The sequence below is a fragment of the Sphingomonas sp. DMC6 genome (assembly GCF_056314225.1).
This window is the reverse complement of the sequence record NZ_JBQUYT010000001.1, coordinates 144,801-159,780: the sequence shown is the minus strand read 5'-3', so window position 1 is coordinate 159,780 and position 14,980 is coordinate 144,801. Positions and strand designations below refer to the sequence as shown.

The 14,980-nt window shown below is 65.3% G+C and carries 12 protein-coding genes; 6 read left to right on the top strand and 6 right to left on the bottom strand.

Features of this window, described 5'->3' with window-relative positions; translation table 11 throughout:
* Positions 1-298: 298 nt before the first annotated feature.
* Complete coding sequence (locus tag ACT53M_RS00665) at positions 299-2,770, bottom strand: TonB-dependent receptor (protein ID WP_476230783.1); 2,472 nt, start codon at positions 2,768-2,770, stop codon at positions 299-301.
* Between the two features lie 225 nt (positions 2,771-2,995).
* Between ACT53M_RS00665 and ACT53M_RS00660 the strand changes: the two genes are divergently transcribed.
* Positions 2,996-3,463, top strand: coding sequence for an Hsp20 family protein (locus tag ACT53M_RS00660; protein WP_476230781.1), 468 nt, complete (start codon positions 2,996-2,998; stop codon positions 3,461-3,463).
* A 486-nt stretch (positions 3,464-3,949) separates the two neighbouring features.
* On the opposite strand, the gene ACT53M_RS00655 is transcribed toward ACT53M_RS00660, so the two are convergent.
* The 3 genes from ACT53M_RS00655 to secG form a co-directional block, all read right to left on the bottom strand.
* Complete coding sequence (locus tag ACT53M_RS00655; protein ID WP_476230779.1) at positions 3,950-4,606, bottom strand: peptidylprolyl isomerase; 657 nt, start codon at positions 4,604-4,606, stop codon at positions 3,950-3,952.
* A 2-nt stretch (positions 4,607-4,608) separates the two neighbouring features.
* Entirely contained in the window at positions 4,609-6,240 is a 1,632-nt protein-coding gene (locus ACT53M_RS00650) for a CTP synthase (protein WP_476230777.1), read from the bottom strand.
* Between the two features lie 108 nt (positions 6,241-6,348).
* Positions 6,349-6,723, bottom strand: coding sequence for a preprotein translocase subunit SecG (gene secG / locus ACT53M_RS00645; protein WP_476230776.1), 375 nt, complete (start codon positions 6,721-6,723; stop codon positions 6,349-6,351).
* A gap of 222 nt (positions 6,724-6,945) precedes the next feature.
* Between secG and ACT53M_RS00640 the strand changes: the two genes are divergently transcribed.
* The 3 genes from ACT53M_RS00640 (at position 6,946) to argC (ending at position 8,535) form a co-directional block, all read left to right on the top strand.
* Positions 6,946-7,299, top strand: a complete 354-nt coding sequence (locus ACT53M_RS00640; protein WP_476227970.1) for a MarR family transcriptional regulator — start codon at positions 6,946-6,948, stop codon at positions 7,297-7,299.
* Positions 7,300-7,417: 118 nt separating this feature from the next.
* Positions 7,418-7,609 carry a hypothetical protein gene (locus ACT53M_RS00635; RefSeq protein ID WP_476230774.1) on the top strand — a complete coding sequence of 64 codons (192 nt, stop codon included), beginning with the start codon at positions 7,418-7,420 and terminating at the stop codon, positions 7,607-7,609.
* A complete protein-coding gene (gene argC / locus ACT53M_RS00630) occupies positions 7,606-8,535 on the top strand; it encodes an N-acetyl-gamma-glutamyl-phosphate reductase (RefSeq protein WP_476230773.1) in 930 nt (309 codons plus the stop codon). Before ACT53M_RS00635 ends, argC begins: the two co-directional genes overlap by 4 nt.
* A gap of 10 nt (positions 8,536-8,545) precedes the next feature.
* Here argC and recG read toward each other — a convergent pair whose 3' ends face one another.
* Complete coding sequence (recG, locus tag ACT53M_RS00625) at positions 8,546-10,609, bottom strand: ATP-dependent DNA helicase RecG (protein ID WP_476230771.1); 2,064 nt, start codon at positions 10,607-10,609, stop codon at positions 8,546-8,548.
* A 65-nt stretch (positions 10,610-10,674) separates the two neighbouring features.
* Positions 10,675-10,884 (bottom strand): hypothetical protein, encoded by a 210-nt coding sequence (locus tag ACT53M_RS00620; RefSeq protein ID WP_476230769.1) that lies wholly within the window; start codon positions 10,882-10,884, stop codon positions 10,675-10,677.
* Positions 10,885-11,072: 188 nt separating this feature from the next.
* On the opposite strand from ACT53M_RS00620, the gene ACT53M_RS00615 reads away from it, so the two are divergent.
* Both ACT53M_RS00615 and mfd read left to right on the top strand, forming a co-directional pair.
* On the top strand, positions 11,073-11,339 hold the full coding sequence (locus ACT53M_RS00615) for an FAD assembly factor SdhE (protein WP_476230768.1): 267 nt from the start codon (positions 11,073-11,075) through the stop codon (positions 11,337-11,339).
* A gap of 162 nt (positions 11,340-11,501) precedes the next feature.
* Positions 11,502-14,975, top strand: coding sequence for a transcription-repair coupling factor (gene mfd, locus ACT53M_RS00610; protein ID WP_476230766.1), 3,474 nt, complete (start codon positions 11,502-11,504; stop codon positions 14,973-14,975).
* Positions 14,976-14,980: the final 5 nt, after the last annotated feature.

Sequence of the window (14,980 nt, the reverse complement as noted above, 5' to 3'; positions counted from 1 at the left end):
CTTGGTTTCTGAACCGGTGACAAACGGACCGGCGGCTCGTACCAAAAAACCGTCGAAGCGCAGGCAAAAAGGCCGTGGTTCGGGGAGGCTCTCAGCTCCGTTCGCGCAAGCGAGGCGTCAGAGCGAGGGTCTGTTCAAGGGGGCTGACGAGCATTCGTCACGCAGGCGCCCGGGCTGGAAACGGTCCGGGCGTTTGCTTTTTCCGATCCGTTCGGACCATGATTTCGGGCGGAGCAGGTTTGCCCGCCCCGCCCGCCAACCTCCCCCGGCCAAAGCAGGAGGTCAGTGCGTTACCCGATCAGAACGAACCGCTGATCGTGAAGCCCCAAGTGCGCGGATCGCCCGGCTGGCCGACGATCAGGCCCGTGCTGCCCGACTGAACCGACAACAGCTCGAAATAGTGCTGGTCGAAGGCGTTGCGGACCCAGGCGAACGCATTCACCCGTCCCTGGCGATAGCCGAGCCGGAAGTTCGACAGCGAATAAGCGTCGATCCAGGTATAGGCAGATGGCGACGGGTTCGACGAAAAGCGCGAGCGCCAGCTGCCGTCATACCCCAGATACACCTGCCCCTCGCCTACCGGCACATTATATTCGGCGCCATAACCAGCAGCCCATTTCGAAATGCCGGGTAGCACCTGGCCGGAAATGTCGCAATTTACCGGGCTGACACCGCCGGGCGTCCCGGGGGCGCTGGGCGTGGCCCCGCTCGATCCGCCGGACAGCTCGGGCGGGCACGGCGCATCGCGGAAGTGGACATATTTGGCATCGGTGAAGGCGCCATTGGCATAGACGCTGAAGCGCGGGCTCGGCTGAAAGCGCGAATCGAATTCGACACCCCGCACCCGCACCTTTTCGGCATTGGCGAGATAGCCGCGAATCACCCCCAGCTGCCCGTTGGTCACGGTCGCCTGATAATCCTTCACCTCGGTCCAGAAGCCGGCGAGGTTGAAGGTCGCGCGGTGGTCGAGGAACTGGGTCTTCAACCCCACTTCGAAATGATTGACCTTTTCGGGCTTCACCGTCGCGGCTGCCAGGATCGGGTTATTATTGGCATCGAGCGGCAGGCCCGACAGGTTGATGCCGCCCGATTTGAAGCTGCGCGCATAGGTGGCATAGCCATGGACGTCGACAGCGAAGTCATAGGAAAGCGTGACGTCGCCCGACACGTTCCAGTCGCTGAACCGGGGCGAATAGCTTTGCGGCGCCAGCACGCCGCGCTGGTCGCTGTTGAGCGTGGTGCTGCCCGTTCCCGTCGTCACGGTGGCGACATAGGAACCGCTCTTCTTGTCATAGTTCAGCCGGAGGCCGGGCTGCAGCCGCAGCTTGGGCAGCACTTCCCAGTTCAGCTTGCCGAACACGGCGAAGCTGGTGTTGTCGAAGCTGATCGCATTTTTCGAGGTCAGCCCGTTCAGCACCGCCGGGTTGCAGGCATTGGCGGTCGGCGACGCGCACCCGCTCGATCCCGGCGCGACAGTGCCCGGGTTGAGCAGCCAGCGGCTGGCGGCGGGCCCCTGCACCTGCGATCCATGCGTGTCGATCGTCTGGTGGAACAGGAAGATGCCGGCCGTATAGTCGAGCCGGTTCTTGCCGTTGGAGGCGATGCGCAGTTCCTGCGTCACCTGTTTCTGCTGCGACGGGTTTTGCGACACGGTGGTGATCGGCAGGCCCACAAAATCCCGGTCGTTCGCCGGCTTCCAGTCCCAATAGCGCCACGCGGTTACCGAAGTGATCGTCGCCGGCCCCACATCCCAGTTGCCGAGCAGCGACACGCCGCCGATTTCCTGCCGGGAATTGATGTCGGCATCGAGGTCGGTCTTGCGATCGAACGGATCGGTGCTGGGTGGTGCATAGCCGAACGCCGCCGCCAGCGCCGCATATTGGCGGTTGAGCGGCCGCTGGGTCGCGCCGGTACGCACATAATATTGCACGCAGCACAAGGGGTTCTGCAGGTTGAAATCGCCCGAGAGCGTGAAGTCGATGCCTGGCGCCGCGCGCCACAGCAACTGCCCGCGCACGCCGTAATTATCGAGCCGGTGCAGGTTGGTATCGCTCTTCGTGTCGTAGATCGTGCCCTTGCGGCTGGTGACCGACGTGGAAATCCGCACCGCCAGCTTGTCATCGGCAATCGGGGCCGAGGCCGATGCCTTTACCTGCAGGAAGTTGTAGTTGCCGGTGCTCGCCTCATAGCGGACCTCCGGCGTGAAGCTGGGCGCGCGCGTGGTGATGTTGATGGCGCCAGCGGTGGTATTCTTGCCATAGAGCGTACCCTGCGGCCCACGCAGCACCTCGACCCGCTCGACATCGACAAAGTCGAAGGTCGATGCGCCGACCCGGCCGATATAGACGCCGTCGAGATAGAAGCCGACGCCCTGTTCAATGCCGTCATTGGTCAGGCCGAACGGCGCACCCAGGCCGCGGATATTGATCGCGGTGTTGCGCGGGTTGCTCGAATAGAATTGCAGCGCCGGCTGCGACTGCTGGATGCGGGAGACGTTGAACGCCCCGCTATCCGTCAGCGTCTGACCGCTGATGACGGAGACGGCGAGCGGCACTTCCTGCACGCGCTCCTGCCGCCGCCGGGCAGTGACGACGACTTCGCCGGGCGCTTCCTGCCCCGCATCGGCCGCTGCGGGCTGGTCGCTGGCGGGCTGGCCCTTGTCCGGCTGCACGTTCGGCACCGCCACGCGGGCGGGCGCCGCGGTATCGGGGTCTAGCCCGATCGGCGCAGTACCGGCGAGCAACAGCAGCGTCAGCGAAGATAGACTCATTCCCGTCCCCCAATTCTGGTTGACGACAATCTCCACCAACAAAGTGGGAATTGGCGAACAAGCAGTTGTTTAGGGCAGCGAAGCGGCTCTTGTTGGAGGCTTGAAACTGCCGATCCGCTACCCAACATCAGCGCTGCACGGTGCCAATACGGGCCGTGCACAAGGTGCCGCGGGTGGTCCGGGCACCGGATAAGACGTTCATTTTGCTCAATGGAGGATTTGAAGATGCGTCAGTTTGATTTTACCCCGTTCCGCCGTTCCGCCATCGGTTTCGATCGCCTCTTCGACCTGCTCGAAGCCAGCGCGCGCCAGGCGGGGAGCGAGAATTATCCGCCGTTCAACCTGGAGCGTCTGGCCGAGGATCGCTATCGCATCACGATTGCGGTGGCCGGATTCAAGGCGAACGAAATCGACATCACCGCGCAGCAGAACCTGCTGCTCGTCGCAGGCCGCAAGGCGGGCGAGAACGAGAATAACCAGGGCAATTTCCTGCATCTCGGCATCGCCAACCGCAGCTTCGAGCGCCGCTTCGAACTCGCCGATTTCGTGCGGGTGGAGAGCGCCGATCTGGCCGATGGCCTGCTCACCATCGAGCTGGTCCGTGAAGTGCCGGAAGCGATGAAGCCCAAGAAGATCGCCGTGGGCACCGGCAGCGTGCCGACCCCGATCGAGCACCGCGCCGACGCGGCCTGATCTTCTTCACGCGCGCGCGGCGCCCACTCCCTTTGGCGCCGCGACGGGGCGCTCGGGCTTCGGCCCGGGCGCCTTTTCTTTGGGAACCCAACCGGTGAGAAACGGACGCGCCGGCAACGCCCAGTGCGCACACTATAAAAACCCGAACATACCGCCGACCGTGCAAACCAGAAGAAACACGCCCAATAGTGTCCAGAGAAGACCTGTTCCCATCGTCGCCCAGAAACCAGCGGGCTCCTTTCGGCGAGAGACCAAGCGTTGGGAGGTTCGGCTTAAGGTCGGAACTTCCTCGCTCCCGATCCACCTTAAAGTACTAGCACCAACAGCTATCGCGGCGAGGGCAACGCAGATGAGCAGAGCTCCGCCAAGATATTCCATTATTCAGGTCCATCAAAAGCAATGCGCTAAACCTATACCGCAGAACGGACCTTAGCAATGCGATGGTTACCCGCGAAACTTTACGACGTGTACGTCAGCGCCGCCCGGTCACCCCGCCGGCTTTACCCCCAGCAGCCACGGCCGTACCCGACCGGTGGGGCGGGCGACGCCGTCGAGCCGTTCGGCGCGCAGGATCGTCACCGGCTTCAGGATCATCTGCCCCTTCATCGCGTCGCGCCCGCCGCCGGAGGGCAGCGCGAGGATGCGCTTCACCACATCCATGCCCGCGACGACATGGCCGAATGCCGCAAAGCCGCCATAGGCGCCGCGCGCGTCCAGCCCCGGATTGTCGCCGACCATGATCGAGAAATTGCCATTGGCCGAATCGGGGTTCGGCCCGTGCGCCATCGAAATGGTGCCGTCCGTGTGGCGGATGCCAGTCTGGCTGGTCGGCTCGAGCGGCAACGGATCGAGCATCCGCCGCGCATCGGTGCCGACGCCGCCCTGAACGAAGCCCTTGCCCGGATCGCCCTTGCGCCGCGCGGCGCGATAGAATTGCGTGCCCTCGAACCGGCCGTCATCGACATAGGCGAGGAAATTGGCGACGGTCTTCGGCGCGCGCTTCGCATCGAGCGCGACGGTGATCGCACCCATGCTCGTCACCAGCCGCACGCGCACCATGCCGGGCGCCGCAGGCCTTTGTGGCGCCGGCGCCGCCGACACGGCGAGCAGCGCAAGCCCGGCAACGAACGCGCAGCGCAGCACGTTCAGACGAGCCGCGAGTGCTTCAACGCCGCCGCAATGAAGCTGGCGAAAAGCGGGTGCGGATCGAACGGCTTCGACTTCAGTTCGGGGTGGAACTGCACACCGACGAACCAGGGATGGTCCGGCCGCTCGACGATTTCGGGCAGCGTGCCGTCGGGCGACATGCCGGAAAAGACCAGGCCGCCCTGTTCGAGCACCGGTTTGTAGGCAGTGTTGACTTCATAGCGGTGGCGGTGGCGCTCGCTGATCGTGTCGGCGCCATAGATCGAAGCGACGACGCTGTTGCCGCCCAACTTGGCGGTATAGGCGCCCAGCCGCATCGTGCCGCCCAGGTCGCCGCCTTCCTCGCGCTTCTGCAGACCGTCGGCGGTCATCCATTCGGTGATCATGCCGACCACCGGCTCTTCGGTAGGGCCGAATTCGGTGGTCGAGGCGTTGGCGATGCCCTCCGCGCGGACGCCTTCGATACAGGCCATCTGCATTCCGAGGCAGATGCCGAAAAAGGGCACGTTGCGCTCGCGGGCGAAGCGGACGCCGGCGATCTTGCCTTCGCTACCGCGTTCGCCGAAGCCGCCGGGGACGAGAATGCCGTGCATCGGCTCGAGCAGCGCGGCGACTTCGGCCTCATCCTGCTCGAACAATTCGGCGTCAAGCCAGCGGATATTGACCTTCACCCGGTTGGCGATGCCACCATGAACCAGCGCCTCGGTCAGCGACTTATAGGCGTCGGGCACGCCCATATATTTGCCGACCACGCCGATCGTGACTTCGCCCTCGGGATTTTCCAGCCGCTCGACGATGCCGCTCCAGCGGGCGAGATCGGGGGACGGGCCGGGTTCGATGCCGAAGGCCTTGAGCACTTCGACATCCAGGCCTTCGCCATGATACTGCAAGGGAACGGCGTAGATGCTCTTCGCGTCGAGCGCCGGGATCACCGCCGAAGCGGGCACGTTGCAGAACTGGGCGATCTTCGCCCGCTCGCCGGCCGGCAGGGGCCGTTCGGCGCGGCATACCAGCACGTCGGGCTGTACGCCCAGCGCCGCGAGCTCGCGTACGCTGTGCTGGGTTGGCTTGGTCTTCAGCTCGCCCGCCGCCGCGATGTACGGCACCAGCGTGACGTGGATGCTGACGGTCTGGCCGCGGCCGAGATCATTGCGAAGCTGGCGAATCGCTTCGATGAACGGCAGCGATTCGATATCGCCCACGGTGCCGCCGATTTCGCACAGCACAAAGTCGAGATCTTCGGTTTCCGCCTGGGCGAACGCCTTGATCGCGTCGGTCACGTGCGGGACGACCTGCACGGTCGCGCCCAGATAGTCGCCGCGCCGCTCGCGCTCGATGATCGTCTTGTAAATGCGGCCCGAAGTGACGTTATCCGCCTGGCGCGACGCGACGCCGGTGAAGCGCTCGTAATGGCCGAGGTCGAGGTCGGTCTCCGCCCCGTCGTCGGTCACATAGACCTCACCATGCTGGTGTGGCGACATCGTGCCGGGATCGACGTTCAGATAGGGATCGAATTTGCGGATGCGGACCCGATAGCCGCGGGCCTGGAGCAACGCCGCGAGGCTTGCCGCCATAAGACCCTTGCCAAGCGAGGAGACCACGCCGCCGGTGATGAATATGTACCGCGCCATGGGAGGAAACGCCTAACGTCAATAACCGCGCACCGGCAAGCGTCCGAATCCCGCCGGTGCACGATTTTTTGTGGATGGATCGCCGCAGCGGCGGCGAACTACGGAAAATTACTGGCTGAACGGAACCTGGCTGTTGCCTGCCGGGGTGGCATTGCCCGTCGGCGCCGTGGTCGGAGCCGGTGCCGGTGCGGGCGTCAGGCCCGGAATGGAGCTGACCGGCGCCGCCTTGCGCTGCAGGCTGGGGTCGATCGTCGTCGAGTGCCGGCTGGCCGCCATGAAGGCGAGCAGGATGCTCATCGCGATGAATGCCGTCGCCAGAATCGCGGTGGTCCGGGTCAGGAAATCGGCTGCGCCGCGCGCCGACATCAGGCCCGAGGGGCTGCCGCCCGTGGTCAGGCCGCCGCCTTCCGACTTCTGCAGAAGAATCACCCCCACCAGCATGGCGGCGATGAGGAACTGGACGACGAGGAGGAAGGTGAACATGAAGCCCGGGACCTGTTGGTGAAGGGCGCGACATAGGGGAGCGGCCCCCGGCAATCAACCGCCTGTTCCGGACAATGCACCACAGCCCCGCCCCGCCGACCTTTGTTACAGCGCTGCAAACATTTCGCACGCGCACTGAAACCTAGTCGCGAAACGGGCGTTTCCCCCTCTAATTCAGGGCCATGCCGCGCTCGAAACGTGTGAGTAGAACCGGTGAACGCAATGTCGGACAAACCACTTTATTCGTGGAAGAACACCCTGATCGACTATGTGCGGTCCGGCGAACCTGATCTGACGAATCGCCAGATGGCGCTTCTGATGCTTGTGTATCTTGATCCCGGCCCCCATACGGTGCGCGGATTGGCGCGGGCTTTGAACGTCTCGAAGCCGGTAGTCACACGCGCCTTGAATCGATTGGGCACGCTCGGCTATCTGCGCCGCCAACGTGACGATACCGACAAGCGCAACATCTTCGTAGCGCGCACGGCTGAAGGGGCAGAGTTTCTTGCAGAGTTCGGGCATTTCCTCGCTGGCAACCACCTCAGCGAGCCAGTCGCCCACAGCGCCAGCGCGTAAGCGATTCGCCCTGCAGGGGCGATCGGAGGCGATCGACCCGCGTACCGAAGCAGTCAGGCCCGATCTGGCCGATGTGCGCCTTGCCGACCGCGTGTTCGCACCGCACTACGCGGCTCCAATGCCGCGGGTGATCCGCATCGCAACGGAACTGCGTGCCGCCGCCGCGGCCGGCACAGATCCGGTCGCCTCGCTGGCACCCGGCGATGTTTTCGAGGTTCTGGAGCTGGCCGGCACCCATGCCTGGGGCCGTGCCCCGGGCACAGGACTGGTCGGCTATATCGATGCCGCTGCCCTAGAAGGTGTCGCATGATTGCACGTGTCTTTATCGACGGCGCGGTGGGCACCACCGGGCTGGAAATCCGCGAGCGGCTGGCGGGGCGCCCCGAAATCCAGATGATCCTGCTCGACGAACAGGACCGCAAGGATCCCCTGCGGCGAGAAGAAGCGCTTAACGACGCCGATTTCGTGATCCTGTGTCTGCCCGACAACGCAGCGCGCGAGGCGGTGGCGATGATCCGCAACGAGCGCACCCGTGTGATCGATGCCTCCACCGCGCACCGCGTCGCCGCGGACTGGACCTATGGCTTTGCCGAGCTGGAACCCGGCCAGGCCGCAACTATCGGCGAGGCGGCGCGGGTCAGCAATCCCGGCTGCTACCCGACCGGCTTTCTGGCGCTGGTACGGCCGCTCATTCGCGCTGGGCTGATCCCGCATGACTATCCGCTGAGCGTCAACGCCACCTCCGGCTATTCGGGCGGCGGCCGTTCGATGATCTCCGAGTTCGAGGGTAGCGAGGCGGCAACCGCCTTCCGGCCCTATGGCCTGTCGCTGGCACACAAGCATGTGCCGGAAATGCAGAAGCACGCACGGATCGAAAATCCGCCGATCTTCCTGCCGGCAGTGGCGAACACCTATCGCGGCATGATCGTCGAAGTGCCGTTGCCGCTCCATGCCTTCACCCGAAAGCCGTCGATCGAGTCGCTCGAAAATGTGCTGCGCGAGGCCTATCGCGATTCGCCGGTAGTGAAGGTGCTGCCGGCGGACGTACCGGTGCTGACGATCGAGGAGAATGCCGGCACCGACCGGCTTAGCCTGCGCGTGTTCGGCAATGACGATACCCGCCAGGCGCGGCTGGTGGCGACGCTCGACAATCTCGGCAAGGGCGCGGCCGGCGCAGCCGTGCAGAACCTGAACATCATGGCCGGTCTCGATCCCGTCGCCGGACTGGTGCTGTAACGGGTCTTTCCTAGCCCGCGCGCAGCAGTCCCACCGCTGCATCGCGCTCGAACAGGTACAGCGCCACCCGCGCCGCCTGCCCGCGCTCGCCCTTCAGTCCGCCGTCGCGATCGACCAGCAGCCGGGCATCGCCATTGGCGGCGGGGAGCAGATCGCCGAGCATCTCGGGGGCGGCCAGCCGGAACTGCATGTCACCCGACTGGCGCGTGCCGAGCAGTTCACCCGCCCCACGCAGCCGCAGGTCCTCCTCGGCGATGCGGAAGCCGTCATTGCTCTCGCGCATCAGCGCCAGCCGTGCGCGCGACGTTTCGCTGAGCGCATTGCCGCGCAACAGCAGGCACACCGAGCGCCCACCGCCCCGCCCCACCCGACCGCGCAACTGGTGGAGCTGCGCGAGGCCGAACCGGTCGGCATGCTCGATCACGATCAGGGTCGCGTTGGGCACGTCCACGCCCACCTCGATCACGGTCGTCGCGACCAGCACACCCAGATCACCGGCAGCGAAGCGCGCCATCACCGCGTCCTTTTCCGGTCCCTTCATCCGGCCATGGATCAGCCCGACCTTGCCGGGGAAATGCGCCTCCAGCTCGACGGCACGCGCCTCGGCGGCGGCCATGTCGATCTTTTCGCTCTCCTCGACCAGCGGGCACACCCAGTAGGCTTGGCCGCCGCCGGCAAGGTGACGCCCGAGGCCGCCGACCACTTCGCCCAGCCGCTCCTCCGAAATCACGCTGGTTTCGATCGGCTGGCGCCCCGGCGGCATCTCGTCGAGCCGGCTGACATCCATCTCGCCATATTGCGCGAGCGTGAGGGTGCGGGGGATCGGCGTGGCGGTCATTACGAGCAGATGCGGCGGGCGTTCGGCCTTCGCCTGCAACATCATCCGCTGGGCGACGCCAAAGCGATGCTGCTCGTCGACGATCACCAGCCCAAGATCCCGATAGGTAACCCCTTCCTGAAAGATCGCGTGCGTGCCGATCAGAATGTCGATCTCCCCCGAGGCGAGGCCCATAAGCGTCGCCTCCCGCACACGCCCCTTGTCGCGTCCGGTGAGGAGCGCGACGTTCACCCCCAGCCCGGAAAGCGTGCGGCGCAGCGTCTCATAATGCTGTCGCGCGAGGATTTCCGTCGGCGCCAGCAGCGCGCCTTGCGCGCCCGCTTCCGCCGCGATCAGCAGCGCCATCGTCGCCACCAGCGTCTTGCCCGAGCCGACATCGCCCTGGAGCAGCCGCAGCATGGGTTGCGACTGCGCCATATCGCCCTCGATTTCGGCGATGGTGCGGCTTTGTGCGCCAGTGGGGACATAAGGCAGCTTCAGCGCGTCACGCAGCCGATGGTCGCCGACCAGAGCCCTGCCCCGCTTCGCCCGCGCCTCGCCGCGTACCAGCAGCAACGCGAGCTGGTTGGCGAAGATTTCGTCATAGGCCAGCCGTTCGCGCGCCTTGGCATCGGCCGGATCGGCATGAATACGCCCCAGCGCGTCGCGCCAGTCGGGCCAGCCTTTCTGTGCCTTCAGGCTCGGCTCGATCCATTCGGGAAGCTCCGGCGCGCGCTCGATAGCCTGCGCCGCCAATGCGGCAATCCGCTTCGAGGTGATGCCTTCCGAACAGGAATAGATCGCCTCTCGCCCGCCGACGCTTTCGACCTGATCGGGCGGCAGGACATGGTCCGGGTGAACCATCTGCAGTTCCTGCCCATAATGTTCGAGCTTGCCGGAAACCCAGCGCGGCTCGTTCAGCGGCAGCAGCTTCTTCGCCCAGCCGGAATTGCCGCCGAAATAGACGAGCGTGACGTGATTGCCCTTGCCGTCAACCGCCTGCACCCGCGCCGGCGAGCGGGGGCCACCGCCGAAGCGGTATTGCACCGGCGTCAGCGTGATCGCGATCACCTTGCCCAAATCGGCCATGTCGAGTTCGTCGCGCGGAAGGCGGTCGACAAACCCTGTCGGCAAATGAAAAGCCACATCGACGACGCGCGCCAACCCCAGCCGCTCCATTGGACGCGCCAATGCCGGGCCAATGCCCTTCAGCGCAGTGACCTCGGCGAACAGGGGATTGAGAAGCTCGGGCCGCATAGCCCCTGCCCTATCCGGTACAGGGGCGACTGACAAATCTCAGCGCGGCCAGGGCCGCCAGCATATTATACAGCTTCGATTGCCTGTAGCACTTCGGGAACGGAGGAGCCGATCACCACTTCATGATCGTTGCCGAAGGAAATCACGCCGAACTCGGTTCCTTCCATATGGATGGTCGAGACGGTCCGGATCGATGCGACGTTCACCAGCATCGGTTCCCCGTTTATCGATTTCAGCATCACGAACCGAGGCCGGGTATGCGTCTGATCAGTCATTCGAATCGCCTCGTTCATTCACGTTAAGGTCGGCATAGAAGCCCAAAATGCTTAATAACCCGTCCAGCCGGTCGTACTGAATCTCCCGTAGCGTTTCGGCATTCGTGCCCCTATCTGGTCGGCCAACCGAAACCCGTCGCCGACAGTGCCCTTTCGCACGCCGTCGGCCATTTGCCGTTGGAGCGAACATGGACCGTGAAACCCGCCTCAAGCGCCTGCGCTTCCGCTCCTGGCATCGCGGCACCAAAGAGGCCGATCTGCTGATCGGCGGCTTCTTCGACCAGCATGGCGAAAGCTGGAGCGACGCGGAAATCGCGTTGTTCGAAACGCTGCTGGAAGAACAGGATGTCGACATCATGGCCTGGGCGATGGGAACCGCCGAGGCACCAGAGCGCTTCCGGGGGACGATCCTGGATGCACTCAAGACGCTGAATTACGTACCGATTTCCGAATGAAAAGGCTTTAGCCACCCTCACCCTCCCACCGCCTTCGGCGGCGTGCCCCTCCCTCTCCCAAAGGGAGAGGTGTAAAAGTCCCTCTCCCTTTGGGAGGGTGAAGGAGGCGCGAAGCGCCGAAAGGGTGAGGGTGACCAGGCCAACCTATCGACACGAGACCCCATGCCCGAACTGAGGACCATTCTCTCCGCCCAGCATCCGCTCACCCTTGCCGGGGTGCCGGGGGGATTCCTGCCCTGGATGCTGGCAGACCTGGCCCGCGCCAGTCGGACGGCAGTGTTCATCGCCGCTGACGAGGCAGGCATGCGCGCGGTGGCGGGCACAGCGGCCTTCTTCGCGCCGGAGCTGGAGGTGCTCACCTACCCCGCCTGGGATTGCCTGCCCTATGATCGCGCCAGCCCGACCCTGCGGGTGATGGCGGAACGACTGGCGACGCTTCATGCACTGCAAGGAAAGAGCGAAACGCCGCGCCTGCTGGTCACCACCGTCAACGCGGCGACACAGCGCACGCTGACCCCGTTCCGCATCCGTCAGCTCGTGGCGCGCCTCGCGCCCGGCGAGCGCATCGGGCTCGATCGTCTTGCGGCGCTGCTACAGGCAAATGGCTATGTCCGGGTCGAGACAGTCAATGATCATGGCGAGTTCGCGGTGCGCGGCGGCCTGGTCGACCTGTTCCCGAGCGGCGCCGAACAGGCGCTGCGACTAGACTTCTTCGGTGACGAGATCGAAAGCGTCCGTACTTTCGATCCGCAGGACCAGCGCACCACCGGCCGCGTCGAGGGCTTCACCCTGCTGCCCGCCAGCGAGGCGCTGCTCGACGAGGAAAGCATCAAGCGCTTCCGCAGCGGCTATCGCGACCGGTTCGGCGCGACCGCGACCGGCGATCCGCTCTACCAGGCGATTAGCGAGGGCCGCCGCCTCGCCGGCATGGAGCACTGGCTGCCGCTGTTCGAGGAGCGGCTGGAGACTCTGTACGACCATCTGCCCGACAGCGCCGTGATCGTTCGCGACAGCGGTGCGCCGGCGGCGGCCGAACAACGCTTCGAGGCTATCAAGGATTATCAGGACAATCGCATCAAGGCGCAGTCGGCCGATCCGGGCAGCTATCGCCCGCTCAAGGCCGGCGACCTCTATCTGCTGGCGAAGGAATGGCAGAGCAGGATCGACGCGCTGCCGATGCATCTGGCGACCGCGTTCCACGAGCCGGAATCGGACCGTGTGGTAGAGTTCGGCGTCGACGGTCCGCGCGATTTCGCGCCCGAGCGCGCCGCCGGTAGCAATGTCTATGAGGCGGTGGTCGCGCACCTCAAGGCGCTCCGCAAGGACGGCCGCAAGCCGGTGCTCGCCAGCTATTCCAACGGCGCACGCGAGCGGTTGAAGGGTCTGCTGGAAGATCACGGCCTCACCGGCGCGGTGCCGGTTGATGGCTGGCAGCCTGCCTTGGGCGTGGCGAACCCGAACGGCAGCGGACTGCAGGTGGCGCTGGTCGTGCTGCCGCTCGACCATGGCTTCACTGCACCCGACGTGGCGGTGCTCACCGAACAGGACATGCTCGGCGATCGGCTCGTCCGCCGCTCGAAGCGCCGCAAGAATACCGATGCGTTCCTCCAGGAACTGGCGACGCTCTCGCCCGGCGATCTCGTCGTGCATATCGACCATGGCATCGGCCGCTATGAGGGGCTGACCCAGATCCCGGTGCAGAAGGCGCCGCACGACTGCGTCGCGCTTGAATATGCCGGCGGCGACAAGCTCTACGTGCCGGTCGAAAATCTCGAAGTGCTGAGCCGCTATGGCTCGGGCGAGGAAGGCGCGAGCCTCGACAAGCTGGGCGGCGAGGCGTGGCAGCGCCGCAAGGCGCGTATGAAGGAGCGCATCCGCGAGATTGCGGGCGAGCTGATCGCCACCGCGGCGCTCCGCGCCACGCGCGGCGCCGAAATCGCCGAGCCCGATCATGGCGGCTACCCGGCCTTCGTCGACCGCTTCCCCTATGAGGAAACCGACGATCAGGACCGCGCGATCGGCGACGTGCTGGCCGACCTGGCTGCGGGGCGCCCGATGGACCGGCTGGTCGTCGGCGATGTCGGCTTCGGCAAGACCGAGGTCGCGCTGCGCGCCGCCTTCGTCGCAGCGATGGCGGGGATGCAGGTGGCGGTGGTGTGTCCCACGACCCTGCTCGCCCGCCAGCATTACAACAACTTCAAGGCGCGCTTCGAAGGCTTCCCGATCGAGATCGGCCGCCTCTCCCGCCTCGTCACCGCCAGCGAAACCAAGGCGGTGAAGGAACGGCTCGCCGCCGGCACGATCGACGTTGTGGTCGGCACCCATGCGGTGCTCGCCAAGAATATCGACTTCAAGCGCCTCGGCCTCGTCATCGTCGACGAGGAGCAGCGGTTCGGCGTGACGCACAAGGAACGACTGAAGGCGCTCAAGACCGACGTCCACGTCCTCACCCTCACCGCCACCCCGATCCCGCGCACGCTGCAGATGGCGATGAGCGGGCTGCGCGAACTCTCGGTGATCCAGACCCCACCGATCGATCGTCTCGCGGTGCGCACCTATGTGATGCCCTGGGATCCGGTGGTGCTGCGCGAGGCGCTGCTGCGCGAGCATTATCGCGGCGGCCAGAGCTATTTCGTCACCCCGCGCATCGCCGACCTGCCCGAGATCGAGGAATTCCTCCGCAACGACGTACCCGAGGTGCGCTATGTCGTGGCGCACGGACAGATGTCGCCGACCGAAGTGGAAGAGCGGATGTCCGCCTTCTACGACAAGAAGTTCGAGGTGCTGGTCTCAACTACCATCGTCGAAAGCGGGCTCGACATTCCTAGCGCCAACACGCTGATCATCAACCGCGCCGACAAGTTCGGCCTCGCCCAGCTCTATCAGCTTCGCGGCCGCGTGGGCCGGGCCAAGACCCGCGCCTATGCCTATATGACAACGCCGCCCGAGCGGCAGATGACCGAGGCGGCGGAGAAGCGGCTGAAGGTGCTCTCCGACCTCGAAAGCCTAGGCGCGGGCTTCCAGCTCGCCAGCCACGATCTCGACATTCGCGGCGCCGGCAACCTGCTGGGCGACGAGCAATCGGGCCACATCAAGGAAGTCGGCTACGAACTCTACCAGTCGATGCTGGAAGAGGCGATTCTCGACGCCAAGGCCGGCGGCCTGCGCGACGAGAGCCGGCCCAAGGACCTGTCGCCGCAGATCACCGTGGACGCGTCGATCCTGATCCCCGAGGATTATGTGCCGGACCTGGACCTGCGCATGGGCCTCTATCGACGCCTCAACGAAATCGAGGAAACCGACGGCATCGAGAGCTTCGCCGCCGAACTGATCGACCGGTTCGGCAAGCTGCCCGAGGCGACCGACAATCTGCTGCGGCTGATCGAGACGAAGCTGAACGCGAAGCGCGCCTGCATCGCCAAGCTCGATCTTGGGCCGAAAGGCGCGCTGGTCACCTTCCACAACGACAGCTTCCCCAACCCCGCCGGGCTGATCGCCTATGTCGAAAAGCTGGGCGAGACGGCGCGGCTGCGGCCGGACATGAAGCTGGTGATCAACCGCGTCTGGGCGAACCCCGCGGCGCGGCTGCACGGTGCGCTCCAGCTCTCGCGAGGGCTGGCCAAGGCGGCCGGCTGAGCCGC

Coding starts and splice junctions, on each gene's coding strand:
- ACT53M_RS00665 (WP_476230783.1), bottom strand. CDS start 2,770: ATGAGTCTATCTTCGCTGACGCTGCTGTTGCTCGCCGGTACTGCGCCG.
- ACT53M_RS00635 (WP_476230774.1), top strand. CDS start 7,418: ATGCCGCGGGTGATCCGCATCGCAACGGAACTGCGTGCCGCCGCCGCG.
- ACT53M_RS00640 (WP_476227970.1), top strand. CDS start 6,946: ATGTCGGACAAACCACTTTATTCGTGGAAGAACACCCTGATCGACTAT.
- ACT53M_RS00615 (WP_476230768.1), top strand. CDS start 11,073: ATGGACCGTGAAACCCGCCTCAAGCGCCTGCGCTTCCGCTCCTGGCAT.
- ACT53M_RS00650 (WP_476230777.1), bottom strand. CDS start 6,240: ATGGCGCGGTACATATTCATCACCGGCGGCGTGGTCTCCTCGCTTGGC.
- mfd (WP_476230766.1), top strand. CDS start 11,502: ATGCCCGAACTGAGGACCATTCTCTCCGCCCAGCATCCGCTCACCCTT.
- ACT53M_RS00660 (WP_476230781.1), top strand. CDS start 2,996: ATGCGTCAGTTTGATTTTACCCCGTTCCGCCGTTCCGCCATCGGTTTC.
- recG (WP_476230771.1), bottom strand. CDS start 10,609: ATGCGGCCCGAGCTTCTCAATCCCCTGTTCGCCGAGGTCACTGCGCTG.
- argC (WP_476230773.1), top strand. CDS start 7,606: ATGATTGCACGTGTCTTTATCGACGGCGCGGTGGGCACCACCGGGCTG.
- ACT53M_RS00620 (WP_476230769.1), bottom strand. CDS start 10,884: ATGACTGATCAGACGCATACCCGGCCTCGGTTCGTGATGCTGAAATCG.
- secG (WP_476230776.1), bottom strand. CDS start 6,723: ATGTTCACCTTCCTCCTCGTCGTCCAGTTCCTCATCGCCGCCATGCTG.